This is a genomic window from Methylomonas rapida, assembly GCF_024360925.2.
Lineage (GTDB): Bacteria > Pseudomonadota > Gammaproteobacteria > Methylococcales > Methylomonadaceae > Methylomonas > Methylomonas rapida.
In genome coordinates this window covers 1,394,520-1,407,130 of sequence record NZ_CP113517.1, presented here as the reverse complement: position 1 = coordinate 1,407,130, position 12,611 = coordinate 1,394,520, and the positions used below count along the sequence as shown (strand labels likewise).

The following is a 12,611-nucleotide window of genomic DNA, read 5'->3' as shown; positions in this document are numbered from 1 at the left end:
CGCATTGCGTACCTACATGACTCTGAACACCTGAACGCCTATGAAAAAACCTATCATCGCCTGTGCAGTCCAGCAACCCTGTAACCGCGGCCGGGCAACCAATCTGGCCTATTCCATCGCCCAAATCGAGCAAGCCGCAAAACAACATGCCGATTTGGTGGTGCTGCCCGAGTTGCATCTGGATCATTATTTCTGTCAAAGCGAAGACACTAACTGCTTTGACCTGGCACAATCCATTCCGGGCCCGACCTGCGAAACCCTGAGCCAGGCCGCCAAAGCCAACAAGGTCGTCATCGTCTCGACCATTTTCGAAAAACGCGCGCCAGGGCTGTATCACAACACCGCCGTGGTATTCGACAAGGACGGCTGCATTGCCGGCACCTTCCGCAAGATGCATATTCCGGACGATCCGGGCTTTTACGAGAAATTTTATTTCACGCCGGGCGACCTGGGCTTCAGGCCCATCCAAACCTCGATCGGCAAGCTCGGCGTGCTGATCTGCTGGGACCAATGGTACCCCGAAGCCGCCCGACTGATGGCATTGGCCGGCGCCGACCTATTGATCTACCCGACCGCGATCGGCTGGAACCCGGACGATGAACAGGACGAAAAACTGCGCCAGCTGGAGGCCTGGATCACCGTGCAGCGCGGCCATGCGGTCGCCAATGGCCTGCCGTTGATTGCCTGCAACCGCATCGGCTTCGAGGCCGCGCCGGACAATGCTCCCGGCATTCAATTCTGGGGCAATAGTTTTATCACCGGCCCGCAAGGCGAGTTCTTGAGCCATGCCGACGACCAGCAAGACAGCCTGCTGTTCGCCACGCTGGACCCCAAACGAAGCGAAGACGTCAGGCGCATCTGGCCGTTTTTGCGCGACCGCCGCATCGATGAATATGGCCATCTGGTCAAACGCTATATCGATTGATGTCTGAACTGTAATAAAAAACATGGATAATCACTGTCATGGTTGAATTAGTCTGGATCGGCAGCGCCTATTTGATGGGCTTGATTGCCTCAAGTTTAATGTTCCCACCGCTGGTAGGCTATCTGGTCGCCGGCTATGCGCTACATGCCTCCGGCTTTGGGCCCTTGACCGCTTTGCCGCACATCGCCGACATCGGCATCGAACTGTTGTTGTTCACGGTCGGCCTCAAAATCAAACCGAGCTCGTTGATCCGCGGCGAAGTATTGAGCGTGGGCGGCTGGCATTTGATCATCGTCACGGTCGTTTCCACCTTGATGTTTTTCTGGCTGGGCCAGCAAATCACCGGCGGCTTGGTCCTGGGCGTGAGCCTCGGCTTCTCCAGCACCGTGCTGGCCATCAAGGTACTGGAAGACAACGGCGAACTGTCCTCCTTCCATGGCCGGGACGTATTGAGCATCCTGATTCTGCAGGATTTGATCGCGATCGCGCTGTTGGCTTATGCCGAGGACAGCCAACCCACTCCATGGGCATTGGAGCTGTTGGTGATTCCATTTCTGCGCCCCATCGCCTATCGGCTGCTGGAAGCCAGTCGTAGCGAAGAGCTGCGCCTGTTGCTCGGAGTGACGATGGCCTTGGCCGGTGGCGTGTTTGCCGACTACCTGGGCATTTCCGCCGACATCGGCGCGCTACTGACCGGCATCATGCTGGGCGGCCACGATAAAACCGAGGATATCGCGCATAAGTTATGGGGCCTGAAGGAACTGTTCCTGGTGGCATTTTTTCTACAAATCGGCCTCAATGGTTTGCCCAATCAGGATCAAGCGATATCCGCACTGGCCCTGCTGGCCTGGCTGCCGCTGCAGGGCGGCTTGTTTTTTTTCCTGTTCATCATGGCCGGCTTGCGGGCCCGCACCGCCTTCGTTTCATCGCTGGCGCTGACGACATATAGCGAGTTCGCCCTGATCACGACCGAAGCGGTGGTCAACTCCGGCTTGCTGGCAAACGAATGGCAAGCCATCATCGGCTTGGCGGTAGCCGGCTCGCTGGCCATCGCCGCGCCGTTGAATCGCTATTCGCACATCCTGTTTGCCTGGCTGGAACCGGTATTGGTGCGTTTCGAACGCAAAAAACGCCAATTGCATCTGGACCGCATCCCTGACACGCTGGGCGTGGCGGAATGGCTGGTCGTCGGCATGGGCCGCACCGGCGTGTCCGCATATGCGGCCCTGCACGCCCGCGACAAGCGCGTGGTCGGTTTCGATGCCGACCCGACCGTGGTCGAAGCGCATCTGGCGCAAAATCGGCGGGTGGTTTACGGCGATTCGGAAGACACGGAGATGTGGAGTAGCGTACCGCTGGACCGGATCAAAGGCATTATTTTGACCTTGCCGGATTTCGACCTGCGCTGCGCTGCGATCACCCAACTCAGGAATCGCGGCTTTCGCGGACAAATCGGCACGATTTGCTATTACCAAGACGAGCAAGAAGAATTGTTACGACTGGGCGCCAGCTTTGTGATACATCCCTTGATCGAAGCCGGCAATCAAATGGCTGAACACATGCTGCAAAGCGATTAGGATATGATCAAAAATAACTTACCTGTTTAAATCCTATTCCATCCCACTCCCGGATGAGGTCGTCGCAAAAGCCCCCTCCTCGCGGGAGAGGGATCTGTTTTGACTTTTACGACACCCTCCAAAGGGCGAGGGCGCAAAATGCAACCGTTATTTTTGACGGAATCCTTAGCAGCAGCGCTTGACGCCGTTCCATTTGCGTCGGGTTTCGGCTGCGAAAAAAGCCTTGCGGCTGAGTGGTTCGGCTTGCTGTTCCGCATGATGAGCGCGCCAATGCACCAAATAACGCTGATAAGCGGCATCACCATTCAAACCGCGCCAAACGCTGCCTAATTTATTCAGAAACGAGCGCTTCATCCGCAATGACGGGCTGATAATCTTCCTCGGGATTCGGCGCATATTTGACGCATTCGAACATCAAATCGTCGATGTCGTCTTCGGTATGTTTCTCCGCATACTGCAAGCCGCATTCATGCCTATCCTGCACATGCTTGATCATGCCATGGATCGAAACCGGCACTTGCGATTCGGGCAAAACGATCGAAATTCTCAGCTCGGCTTGTTCGACATCATGCGTGAGTGGCTGTTTCAGCTTGATCTTGATGCCACTGTAACTCATGTCGACCACTTGCCCATCGATGACGATTTCCTCATCGGGTGGCGGCGGGTCGATAATGATGTGCGCGGTCAAACCTTCGGGGTTAAACCGCCTGTGATTGCGTTTATCCTCTTCCACCTTGCGCTCCATAGACAAATTTATCGGCAGTATAGGCAGAAACCCTCAGGCGGTAAAATTTATCTGCTGCACGGTACCGACCTTACCGTCTTCGGACAGATAAACCCCGCTACTGGCCACTTCGCCCAGAGAGCGGTTTTCCTCTCCCTTCAGTTGAAACGGCGTGCTGACATGCCCCAGATAAATAGCGCCAATGTTTTTATCACCCAGCGCGACTAACTGCTCGGTGCCATCTTCATGGCGCTGCCAGATACGCAATTGCTGATAAATGGCATCCGCTTCGTCGATAAACTGATTGCCATCCTCGTCATAGGCAGCCAACTCTTGAAAACCATTGCCGGTTTTCGGCCCGAACAACTCCGAACCGTCGTTGATTTTGCCGTCTTGATTTTTATCCAGCGCCAGCATGCCGCTATTGGATTTGAACGCGGCGATCTGGTCCAAAGCACCGTCGGCATCGATGTCGAACTGAAACAAGGTATCGCCCAATTCGGCGGCATCGCCATCGAAATTGATCACCAGGGGATCGATTTTTGCCGCATCTCCGATTCGGATGGCCTCGCTGAATTCGGTATAAAAGCTTCGACTCATGGCCAGCGACACGGAAAAGTCTATGGTCTTGCCATCCCTGGTGGTAACCGTGCCTGCGGCATTGAACGTGGTCGATTCGCTTTCTTGATAGGAAACCGAACGTTCGTATACCAAGCCAAAACCGCTATTCTGTTGCCGGGCAGGCGGTTGCTGCGGCGCCTGATAGCTGATTTCGGCGTATTCGCCTTGCAATTCCTCCGGCTCGAACAATTTCAATTCTTTTCCGGTCATTTCCTTGACCAGGCGCCGAATGATCTGGATTGCCAAGGCATCCTTGGGGCCGACCTTTTGCTCCAGATCCAGTTCTTGTTCCTGTGTGCCGGCTGCCTTGGCCACATCGCTCAATTTGACTTGATCGCTGGCCATGCGCGGCGGACGATTCTCGGCGGGATTTTGCGGCGGGTTGCGCCAGACCTGCAAGGATTCTGTGCGCTTGGTTTGCTGTTGCTGCCGATGCTGGCCATGCATAGTGATTTTGGCGCTATCGATAATCATGATGAAACCCTCGATTTGGTTATGGCACGAACGGGTTATCGGCCTGCGCCAACAAAGTTTAAATATTTAACTTTTCCTCGATTTTTTGTTTGTAATTGAGGTAGTGCAGGCTTTGCGCCTGATCAGAATGCTTGATACCCAATAACTCAAGGGCAACGTCAATTTCGGTGATATGAAAGGGATAGTCCGCCCGATTTTTCCTGAAGCTCAAGATATGATCTTTCACGGCCTGATAAGATTCGATATTGCCAACCGGGAATTTGCGTTCATTACAGTAAATCGCCTGGCCGCCTGAACGGTCGGCCACAATCCTTACCTGCAAATCCAGCACGGTATGCCCCTCCTTTACCTGAGTCTCATGACAAGAGACCACGCCGGCCGAGTTTTTCTGGATTTCATAACATTTGATCTCCACTGTATCGGCCAGCTTGGCCTGCAACTGCAGGGTTTTGATGAAAACGCTGTAATGGACCAGGAGATGTTGCGGGCTGGCCCCGCTATGCGGGCGCACGAATAAGGAACCTTTTTCGTCGATGATGTAGACGGCTACATGCTTGCTACCGACGTGATAAAAAATCTGCAACATGCCGGCCTGATTCTGGCGATACAAAAACGGAATAAAGGTCTGCTCCAACACATAATCATCGAATACCGCCTGAGAAAACAGATTTTGCGGACTGGACAATTCCTGCAACAGTTGAGTGCTGTTTTCCAGCAAGAAATAACTCAAGGCATTATTTTGGTACCGAAAACAGCAGTAGCCCGTCCCGGCGGCCAGTAAATAACGCGTGGCGTTTGGCTCCGAGCGCGGCGGGAAACATTCCAACAAGCGGCTGAAAATTGCCGCCAGCCGCAACGCGATGCTACGCCCGCGGCCTCGGGTATAACACAAAACTTTCAACCTGGCATTGGACAACGGCCTGCTGCTTTGGTTGAAAATCTCGCTCAGAGTATCGAAAACACCCTCGAGCCCCGAGCATTGTTGAATCGTCACATCACCCCAACTGGAAATCGACAGTTTCTGCATACCTTGTACGAAACAATGCCGGACATCGCCGTAGCTCAAGGGATCGGCTCGTTCGCTCATCATGAATTGTTCCGGATTGACGTCGATGGCCAGCTGCTCGCCCCAGTTCACCAGCAGCAACGACGACACTAGCCGATTCGGCCGCGCATATACCTCCAACCCGGTTTCCTTGCCCGGCAAAGAGCCCGCTAAAAAGCCCTGCAATTCCTCGAGCAATTGTCTCAGCTCAACGGCCGGCAGCGCCGGTTTTTGAGAGAGCAATTGCAGATTGACGTCCCGTCTATACAAGCCATTGACCGCGGCCCAGCACAATAACTCAAACAAACTGTCGCATTGCTTGATCGCCGCTTCGGCATTGCTCGGCATGTTCGACATTCGACCACTGAACAAACACCAAACGCTAGCCGCGTTTTCTTGCGGGATTTCAGCAATGGACCAGACATCCGGTCTTGCAAACACCATTGCGCGCGTGGTCAGGACTTCCACTTTGCCCGGCCGTAAATCCAGAAAAGCGCTCAACTTCCGCGTCAGCAGCTTTACATCCTCATTCCGCTCCGGCTGCTCGAGCGGGTTGCCGGTTATCCTCAAAATCACCCGCCAGCATTGCCGCAACTGCTCCCGAATCACCGCATGCTCGGTCGTGGCTTTTTTGATGTCCCAAAATTTTGGCGTCGCCAGATTTTCCAGCAAATCCTCGGGCCAATGCCAACGCATGGCAATCGACGCCAGGAAACTATCGCGCAAGAACCGGGTTCTGGCGTCCAGCGCCGCCGAAGAAGTCCCCATGATCTTGATTTGCAGGCACTCACGCGCCAAGTTCAGACGTTGCCTGGAACCATGCCCGGACAAATATTCATCGACCTTGTTGTAAATCAGCAAATAAGGATCCAGCATATCGACGGTGAAATCACCGGCATAGATCGCCTGCTTCATGGTCGAACATAGCCATTTCGGCTCTGGAAATTCGGCCGCGTAGCTTTCCATTAAAAACAACTTCAACAAGGCTTTATGCGGCGAACTCAAGGACTTATAAATATGCCAAAGCGTGGCGCTGACGAATTCGGACATCGGCATATCTTGCAAACTGCCAAAATCGAGCACTTCGCTTTCCGAAATGAAGCGGTTTTCCAGCAAATGCGCCACGTAGTTTGAGTAGTTATGTTCCTGATCTGGCGGCACCAGCCACCATACCGGAATCCGTCCGGCGATATAGACCGAGGTGCGATAAAACTCCTCCAGCAACAAATAATGCTGGGTTTCGCCACTGCTCTCGGCGGACAACGGCGTATTTTCGCCCTTCCGGAATTGTTCGCTATCGACCAGAAAAAAGTGCACTTCCAGCTTCAATGAAGCCGCCCATTGTTCGACCAGCAGTGCCTTTTGCCTGAGCTCTTCCATGTCCGTGGCCGACAACGTGGGTTGATGGCATAACCAAATATCGATGTCGCTATCCTTGGAAAAGGCCATGCTGCCGACACTGCCCATCAAATAAATGCCCTGTATCGGATAGTTTCTCAGCGCCTTGCGCTTATAAACAAACCCTTTGGAAAACTGCTTTGCCACTTCGACGGCCTGTTTGCCAGGCATGTAATCGGGAATGCCGGCCGGCGTTTCCAGCGAAACAAACCCCGGCAACAACGGGTGATTTTGATGAAACAGCAGCGGCAATACATGCAGAAAGTCTTGTTGCCTGACTTGCAAAAACTCCCTGACCCGCTGCAAGCGACCATGATTGAAATGTTTGAAGCGCTGGGCAACCGCCAGCAGATCTTTTTTACTGATCTCTTCGCCCGGTGCGCCCAAATGAATCGGTGGAAAACGCGAAGCCAAACGTTATCCTTGTAAAGAAAAAGTCAACGGAAAGGAAATCTAAACGGGTTTATGAAAATTAAACTGCACGTAACGCCCCGCGGCATCTTCAAAACAACTGAATCGCGTCAGACACGCATGCGGCAGTTCGATTTGAAAACTTTGCCGGACCGGGATGGCCAACAGGTGAGAAAACAAGCCTCTTATCACGCCGGCATGCGTCACGACCAGTACCTTTTGCCCGGAATGACGGGTCAGCAGAGTCTCCCAGGCCCGCCGAATGCGTGTCGCAAAACTGGCGTAACTTTCCGCCTTGGGCGGGGTGAACGCGTTTGGGTCGGCATAAAAACGCCGTAAGGCTTCAGGGTCGATTTGCGCTGCCTGCAAGCCTTCCCATTCGCCGAAATCGATTTCCCGCCAATCGGGATCGAGCGTGACTTTCAGCTGATGCTTTTCCGCCCAGGCCGATGCAAACGAGGCGCAGCGGCCTAGCGGCGAACTGACGACAGCCTGCCATTGCCCGCCTTCGCATTGCCGAAGCATCTGGTGCCAGCCCTCATCAGTCAAGGGATCATCGGTCGCACCGCGAAAACAATTCCCCCCCTCGGCCTCGCCGTGGCGCAGCAGATCAATCGTGGTACGGCTAAAACCTGCGGTTGAGCTCATGTCCCGATCACGTGTTCAGGGTATCCATCAAATCGATCATGAATTCCATTTCCTCGTCATCGACTTTTTGCCAGGAATTGAAACCCAGGCTCTGCAATACGCCGGGACCTTTCTCGTCGGCTGACATATTGACCAGTAATTGCTGAATCTCATCGCGCCGCTCTTGTAACCTGGGCCCTATCATCAAGGCATGATGTATCACGCTGATCTGGCTTCTGACCAGCACTTTGAGCTGTTTTTTGATCATCGCGGATAAATCGTCGTAGGCTTCCGCCAGAAAAATGCCGACGTCGGCCTCGCCCTTCAACAAATGCTTGGCGACCACGACATAATTATCGGCCGGAACGGTTACGATATTGCCGGCGTCCAGATCGCCTGGCTCCAGCATGATCATGCCCATCAGGCGCACATCGGGGTCGTCGGTAAACGCCACCCGCGTACCAGGGTTCAAATCGGCCACGTCATCGACATGGCTTTGGGCAATCACCGCGATCAGGGCCTCGTCGGCCGCCCCTTCGGCCTTGACCAAGGGCAAAAAGCCTTTTTCCCTGACCAGCATCGCCGCATCGAAGGGGTTGGCATAAATCAGGTCGATCTTGTCCGCCGCGATGGCCGCGCGCTGACTATGAAAATCATTGTACATTTCCAAATGAATGGCCGCGCCGGTGTGTTTTTGCAGCCAGGTATTGAAGATATACCAACCGGATAGGTGGTCGGGCGTAAAGTCCGGACTGACGGTAAACATAAAAGACATGATGCCCTCCTTGTCAAAACAGCGTGGGATAAAGTTTGATGCATTCTTCCACCTTGGTGCGCGAGGGCTTGCGCCGCACCGAGGTATAAGCCACCAATTTACCGCCCCTGATATTGGGAATCACGGTGGCTTTGACCCAATAAAAACCGCCGTCCTTGCGCAGATTCTTGACGTAACCTTGCCATTTTTCGCCCCGCTGTATCGTGTCCCATAAGTCCTTGAAGGCGGCCGCCGGCATGTCCGGATGCCTAAGGATCGAATGTGGCGCGCCGATCAACTCTTCTTCCAGATAGCCCGACATTTCGACGAACGATCGGTTGGCGTGGGTGATAATGCCTTCCGGATTGGTCGTCGATACGATGAGTTTGCCATCCGGATAAGGCGTTTCGATTTGCGTATAAAAAACCTTGCGCTTGATCGAGCCGTAAAGTTGCAAGTTCGCTTCCTGGTATTCGCCGACGATATCCTCGACTTTCATATCAGCAATCATGGTGCTCTCCCGATGCGGTGATGATTACAGCATTTCGGCAATGCTTTCCGCCGCCCGTTTGACATCCAGGAATATCAAACCCAACTTGGCATTCGGCTTGGCTAAAACCGTCAACACAGCCTCTTCGCCGGCATAGGTCATCAGCACGTAGCCATGATGACCCTTGATCAAGACTTGCTCCAGTCCGCCCCGATTCAATTCCTGTGCCGTTCTATCGCCCAGCGACAGCATCGCCGCGCTCATCGCCCCCACCCTGTCTTCATCCATGCCCGCCGGCAATACCGACGCCATCATCAAGCCATCGGTCGAAATCACGCCCGATGCTTCAATATCCGCCGATGTTCCGTTCAGCTCGGTCAATACCGATGTCAGCAAATCAGCTCGCATAAATCATTTCCTCTTAACTTTATAGTGTTCCAAAACCATCAACCCGCCTTGGGTCGTCCTTTTTTGCGTACCGAATACTCAACGCCCAAATCAATGTGACGAACTCGGGCTGGTTGAAATGCGGAATGCCGGCAATCGCAATCACGAAACATTGCTGGCCGATGAAAACCGGCCAAAATCCTATCTGGCTATTGCCGAAGGCATCGACGATTGCCCAAGCCTGGCTGGCAATACCCATGTTGTTGATCAACAATCCGGACCGGCGCTTGTGCAGCATCGCCAAATCGGCGCTCAGGGCCGACAATTCCTCGGCCACTTCATGAGGAAAGCCACTACAGGCCAGATAAAAACCCTGGTCGTCGGCAAGCAGCACCTTTCCATTGTCGGTGATCTTGTCCAGTAGTTCCGGTAATATGTCTTCCAGTGCCCCAATGGGAGCTTCGATCACCGTATCGACACCCTGCACCCACCCCAACTTCTGACAGTGGTGCAGCAATTCCAGCACTTTGCTTTCTTCGTCGCCATCCGCCAACATCAATAACTGTTCGATAGTCAGCGGCGGCGTTTGCGCCAGCTGCAGCAAACGCCGCAAAAACCGCCTTGGCTTGTCGGCTTCCATAGAGGAAATGGCCTGATAAGCCCCCGCCGGCGTAGGGTATAAAAACAAGCCTTCGCTTAATTTGAATTCGTTCATGTCACTCGCCCTGCAATCCTGGATCCAGGGAATACAACAAGCTCTGCACCAACAACGAAACATCGTTGTATTCCCGGGCGTCGACCGCAAACACCGGAGGCTTCAGGTGATAGCCCATCGCCTGCAATTGCTCATGGTAATCGGCTATCGAGGGTTTGCTACTGAGGTCCATCTGGGTAACACCTATCGCTACCGAGGTGGACTTGATGAACTTGTCAAACGCATCCAGAAAGAAGCGCATATCCTGAAAAGGATCGGTTCGCGTGTTATCCAGCAGCAGAATCAAGCCGATGCCGCCCGTGGTCAGAATATCCCACATGAAATCGAACCGCTCTTGTCCGGGGGTGCCGTAAAGATGGACCTTTTCGCCGCCATCCAGATTCATGACGCCATAGTCCATCGCCACCGTGGTGGAGGATTTGCGATTTTTGGTCATGTCGCTGGCGGCGGCATCGGTCTTGACCGGCGGCATATCGCTGATACTGCTGATAGCCGTGGTTTTGCCGGCGCCAACCGGGCCGGTAAAAATGATTTTATATTGACTCATGGGACTTCTTAACCCTTAATCGCTGCGTAATTTATTCAGAATCTTGGCCAGCAAGCCTTGTCGCTTAGCATGCTTGGGCGGTTCGGCAACAATGATCTCGTCGGCCCTGCGCTCGCTTTTGCCCAACATGCCTAGACCGAGGCTAGCGCTGATGAAGGCAAATACATACTGCGGACTGACGTTTAAAACCTTGATTATGTCCAACGGAGTTCTGGGGCCTTGAACCAACAAGGCCGCGATGCGCAAGGCATCCGGAGTCAGCAACAAGCGCGTGAAATTCGGCCAGTGCTTCAAATACACCGGATGATTCAAATCCAGCCCGAACGGGAAGCGCCCCTTGGAAGTCCAGATCGTCAATTTCCACAGAAAAGCATCCATGTCCTGAAACTTGTCAAGCTCTTTGGTGGCCTTGACCGTCTCTGCCTCGATGGGGATCACGCCAATGTTGCCGGCAAAAATCTTATTCTGCTCGACGCCGGCAAAAGCCCTCAATTGCTTGTCATCCGCGTCCAGCCAGACTTGATGGCTATCTGGAAAGATCAGCACCGGCTTCCAGACAGAATTGAGCTGCAACGCCCGCTTTTCATGGCAAGCGACCCTATAGGCCGATTGCACATAACTGAGAAAATAAAGCCTGGGATCGAAACTGGCGGTGCGTAGTTGCTCTGGATCGTCGAAATCAATGCCGGACAGCGTCCCCAGGAAAGTCGCATATCCGCCTTCGTTGTCTTCGAATAAAGCGCGCTTTTGGGTCCTTGGTTGATCCAGCCGAGGCGATGTCATTACTTCGCCGGCGGGTTCGGTTTTACTCTCGGCGACGGTCGTTGCGGCTGGCTTTGCAAGCATTACCGGTTTGTTTTTGGCTTCAAGGTCGGCCGATTTGATGCGAGTGAAGACCGCCAGCAGTTGCTCGGCCTTCACGGGCTTTTGCACGAAATAGGTGTTTTCCAGGTTCAACGTTTGCAAGGACAGCAATATAATCGGCCGCCCTGGCGCTTGCTGACGCCTTTTTTGCAGAATTTCGCCCGCCGTTGCAAAGTCGGCATCGATGATATCGATGTCGGCATCAGCCGGGTCGACAACGATCGCCATACCACGACAAGGGCCTTTCAAATAGAGCTCCATGGTTTTATAACTGCGTGGGTCCATGCCATACAGCGCTACGTTGAAGGGTGCCTTACCCGCTGGTTTTTTCATGATGTCATCCCAGCAAAAAAATCGGCCACTGCCCGCCAATCCTCGATGAGCGGCAAACCAGAGGATTGCATGGCTTCGTACCTTGTCCTGAACCGCTCGCTACTCAGGGTCGATCGATACAATTCGAGCAGCGCGGCCTGGAAATCTTGGCGTCCAGGCTGCTCATCGAGCCCCCGCTCCAAAACCGCCATGGCTTCTTCCAGCTGACTGTATTCGATGTAATCGTTAGCCAAAGCCAGATAATCATGTCGTTCCTGCTGTTTCCGCCGGATTTCGACGAGATGCAGCGTACCTATGGTTCCGGTCGTGAATAGGGAATGACGATTACCAGCCACATTGGCCGGAGAATCCAGCGCCTGTTTGCATAGCGACCACTGCACCGCATCGAGCCGTGACCGACTGCCCTGAAGCAAGCGCTGGCTGAACTGGCGCCCCTTGCCGTCGAGTATGATCAGCAAATCCAGTAACGCCGCGTAAAGTGGTTCCGACAAGGCCTGTTGATAGCAAAAATAAATCCGCCGCACATGAGCGAATAAATCCCTGGGTTTTTTGCCGACTTTATGGGTCAAGACGGCAAGGATGGCAGGCTCATCCATTGTCGTGCCGGCAAACAGTAACGGCTCGCCATCCCCGAACGGATGGGGCCGCGGCTCGGCCGCGTCTACTAGAAACAAGTTTTTAGTAAATCGGGGCATCAAATCCCTCCACGAAGAAAATTC

The 12,611-nt window shown here is 53.8% G+C and carries 14 protein-coding genes; 2 read left to right on the top strand and 12 right to left on the bottom strand.

The features are described from left to right. The first annotated feature begins 40 nt into the window (after nt 1-40). Both NM686_RS06630 and NM686_RS06625 read left to right on the top strand, forming a co-directional pair. Nucleotides 41-925 (top strand): carbon-nitrogen hydrolase, encoded by an 885-nt coding sequence (locus NM686_RS06630; RefSeq protein ID WP_255187094.1) that lies wholly within the window; start codon nt 41-43, stop codon nt 923-925. Between the two features lie 38 nt (nt 926-963). Beyond that, complete coding sequence (locus tag NM686_RS06625) at nt 964-2,502, top strand: cation:proton antiporter domain-containing protein (RefSeq protein ID WP_255187093.1); 1,539 nt, start codon at nt 964-966, stop codon at nt 2,500-2,502. Nucleotides 2,503-2,667: 165 nt separating this feature from the next. Here the strand turns inward: NM686_RS06625 and NM686_RS06620 are convergent, their stop codons facing one another. The 12 genes from NM686_RS06620 to NM686_RS06565 are packed head-to-tail and all read right to left on the bottom strand — an operon-like array spanning nt 2,668 to nt 12,587. Next, nucleotides 2,668-2,856: a YbdD/YjiX family protein gene (locus NM686_RS06620; protein ID WP_269022603.1), complete on the bottom strand. Its 189-nt coding sequence runs from the start codon at nt 2,854-2,856 to the stop codon at nt 2,668-2,670. Further along, nucleotides 2,834-3,235 carry a PilZ domain-containing protein gene (locus NM686_RS06615; RefSeq protein WP_269022601.1) on the bottom strand — a complete coding sequence of 134 codons (402 nt, stop codon included), beginning with the start codon at nt 3,233-3,235 and terminating at the stop codon, nt 2,834-2,836. Before NM686_RS06615 ends, NM686_RS06620 begins: the two co-directional genes overlap by 23 nt. 45 nt (nt 3,236-3,280) lie before the next feature. Next, complete coding sequence (locus NM686_RS06610) at nt 3,281-4,321, bottom strand: hypothetical protein (protein ID WP_255187090.1); 1,041 nt, start codon at nt 4,319-4,321, stop codon at nt 3,281-3,283. Between the two features lie 58 nt (nt 4,322-4,379). Next, nucleotides 4,380-7,178, bottom strand: coding sequence for a class I adenylate cyclase (locus NM686_RS06605; protein WP_255187089.1), 2,799 nt, complete (start codon nt 7,176-7,178; stop codon nt 4,380-4,382). Between the two features lie 39 nt (nt 7,179-7,217). After that, nucleotides 7,218-7,823, bottom strand: a complete 606-nt coding sequence (locus NM686_RS06600) for a histidine phosphatase family protein (RefSeq protein ID WP_255187088.1) — start codon at nt 7,821-7,823, stop codon at nt 7,218-7,220. A 7-nt stretch (nt 7,824-7,830) separates the two neighbouring features. Further along, nucleotides 7,831-8,577: a phosphate/phosphite/phosphonate ABC transporter substrate-binding protein gene (locus NM686_RS06595; protein WP_255187087.1), complete on the bottom strand. Its 747-nt coding sequence runs from the start codon at nt 8,575-8,577 to the stop codon at nt 7,831-7,833. A 13-nt stretch (nt 8,578-8,590) separates the two neighbouring features. Next, nucleotides 8,591-9,067: a PAS domain-containing protein gene (locus NM686_RS06590; protein ID WP_255187086.1), complete on the bottom strand. Its 477-nt coding sequence runs from the start codon at nt 9,065-9,067 to the stop codon at nt 8,591-8,593. A gap of 24 nt (nt 9,068-9,091) precedes the next feature. Further along, complete coding sequence (locus NM686_RS06585; protein ID WP_255187085.1) at nt 9,092-9,454, bottom strand: roadblock/LC7 domain-containing protein; 363 nt, start codon at nt 9,452-9,454, stop codon at nt 9,092-9,094. 19 nt (nt 9,455-9,473) lie between these two features. Further along, nucleotides 9,474-10,148 (bottom strand): hypothetical protein, encoded by a 675-nt coding sequence (locus NM686_RS06580; RefSeq protein WP_255187084.1) that lies wholly within the window; start codon nt 10,146-10,148, stop codon nt 9,474-9,476. Nucleotide 10,149: 1 nt separating this feature from the next. Further along, on the bottom strand, nt 10,150-10,695 hold the full coding sequence (locus tag NM686_RS06575; RefSeq protein ID WP_255187083.1) for a GTP-binding protein: 546 nt from the start codon (nt 10,693-10,695) through the stop codon (nt 10,150-10,152). Nucleotides 10,696-10,710: 15 nt separating this feature from the next. Further along, nucleotides 10,711-11,892: a hypothetical protein gene (locus tag NM686_RS06570; RefSeq protein WP_255187082.1), complete on the bottom strand. Its 1,182-nt coding sequence runs from the start codon at nt 11,890-11,892 to the stop codon at nt 10,711-10,713. Continuing rightward, nucleotides 11,889-12,587, bottom strand: a complete 699-nt coding sequence (locus NM686_RS06565) for a type IV pilus assembly protein FimV (protein WP_255187081.1) — start codon at nt 12,585-12,587, stop codon at nt 11,889-11,891. The genes NM686_RS06570 and NM686_RS06565 overlap by 4 nt, the downstream gene beginning before the upstream one ends. Nucleotides 12,588-12,611: the final 24 nt, after the last annotated feature.

Coding starts and splice junctions, on each gene's coding strand:
- NM686_RS06630 (WP_255187094.1), top strand. CDS start 41: ATGAAAAAACCTATCATCGCCTGTGCAGTCCAGCAACCCTGTAACCGC.
- NM686_RS06625 (WP_255187093.1), top strand. CDS start 964: ATGGTTGAATTAGTCTGGATCGGCAGCGCCTATTTGATGGGCTTGATT.
- NM686_RS06620 (WP_269022603.1), bottom strand. CDS start 2,856: ATGAAGCGCTCGTTTCTGAATAAATTAGGCAGCGTTTGGCGCGGTTTG.
- NM686_RS06610 (WP_255187090.1), bottom strand. CDS start 4,321: ATGATTATCGATAGCGCCAAAATCACTATGCATGGCCAGCATCGGCAG.
- NM686_RS06600 (WP_255187088.1), bottom strand. CDS start 7,823: ATGAGCTCAACCGCAGGTTTTAGCCGTACCACGATTGATCTGCTGCGC.
- NM686_RS06595 (WP_255187087.1), bottom strand. CDS start 8,577: ATGTCTTTTATGTTTACCGTCAGTCCGGACTTTACGCCCGACCACCTA.
- NM686_RS06590 (WP_255187086.1), bottom strand. CDS start 9,067: ATGATTGCTGATATGAAAGTCGAGGATATCGTCGGCGAATACCAGGAA.
- NM686_RS06585 (WP_255187085.1), bottom strand. CDS start 9,454: ATGCGAGCTGATTTGCTGACATCGGTATTGACCGAGCTGAACGGAACA.
- NM686_RS06580 (WP_255187084.1), bottom strand. CDS start 10,148: ATGAACGAATTCAAATTAAGCGAAGGCTTGTTTTTATACCCTACGCCG.
- NM686_RS06575 (WP_255187083.1), bottom strand. CDS start 10,695: ATGAGTCAATATAAAATCATTTTTACCGGCCCGGTTGGCGCCGGCAAA.
- NM686_RS06570 (WP_255187082.1), bottom strand. CDS start 11,892: ATGAAAAAACCAGCGGGTAAGGCACCCTTCAACGTAGCGCTGTATGGC.
- NM686_RS06565 (WP_255187081.1), bottom strand. CDS start 12,587: ATGCCCCGATTTACTAAAAACTTGTTTCTAGTAGACGCGGCCGAGCCG.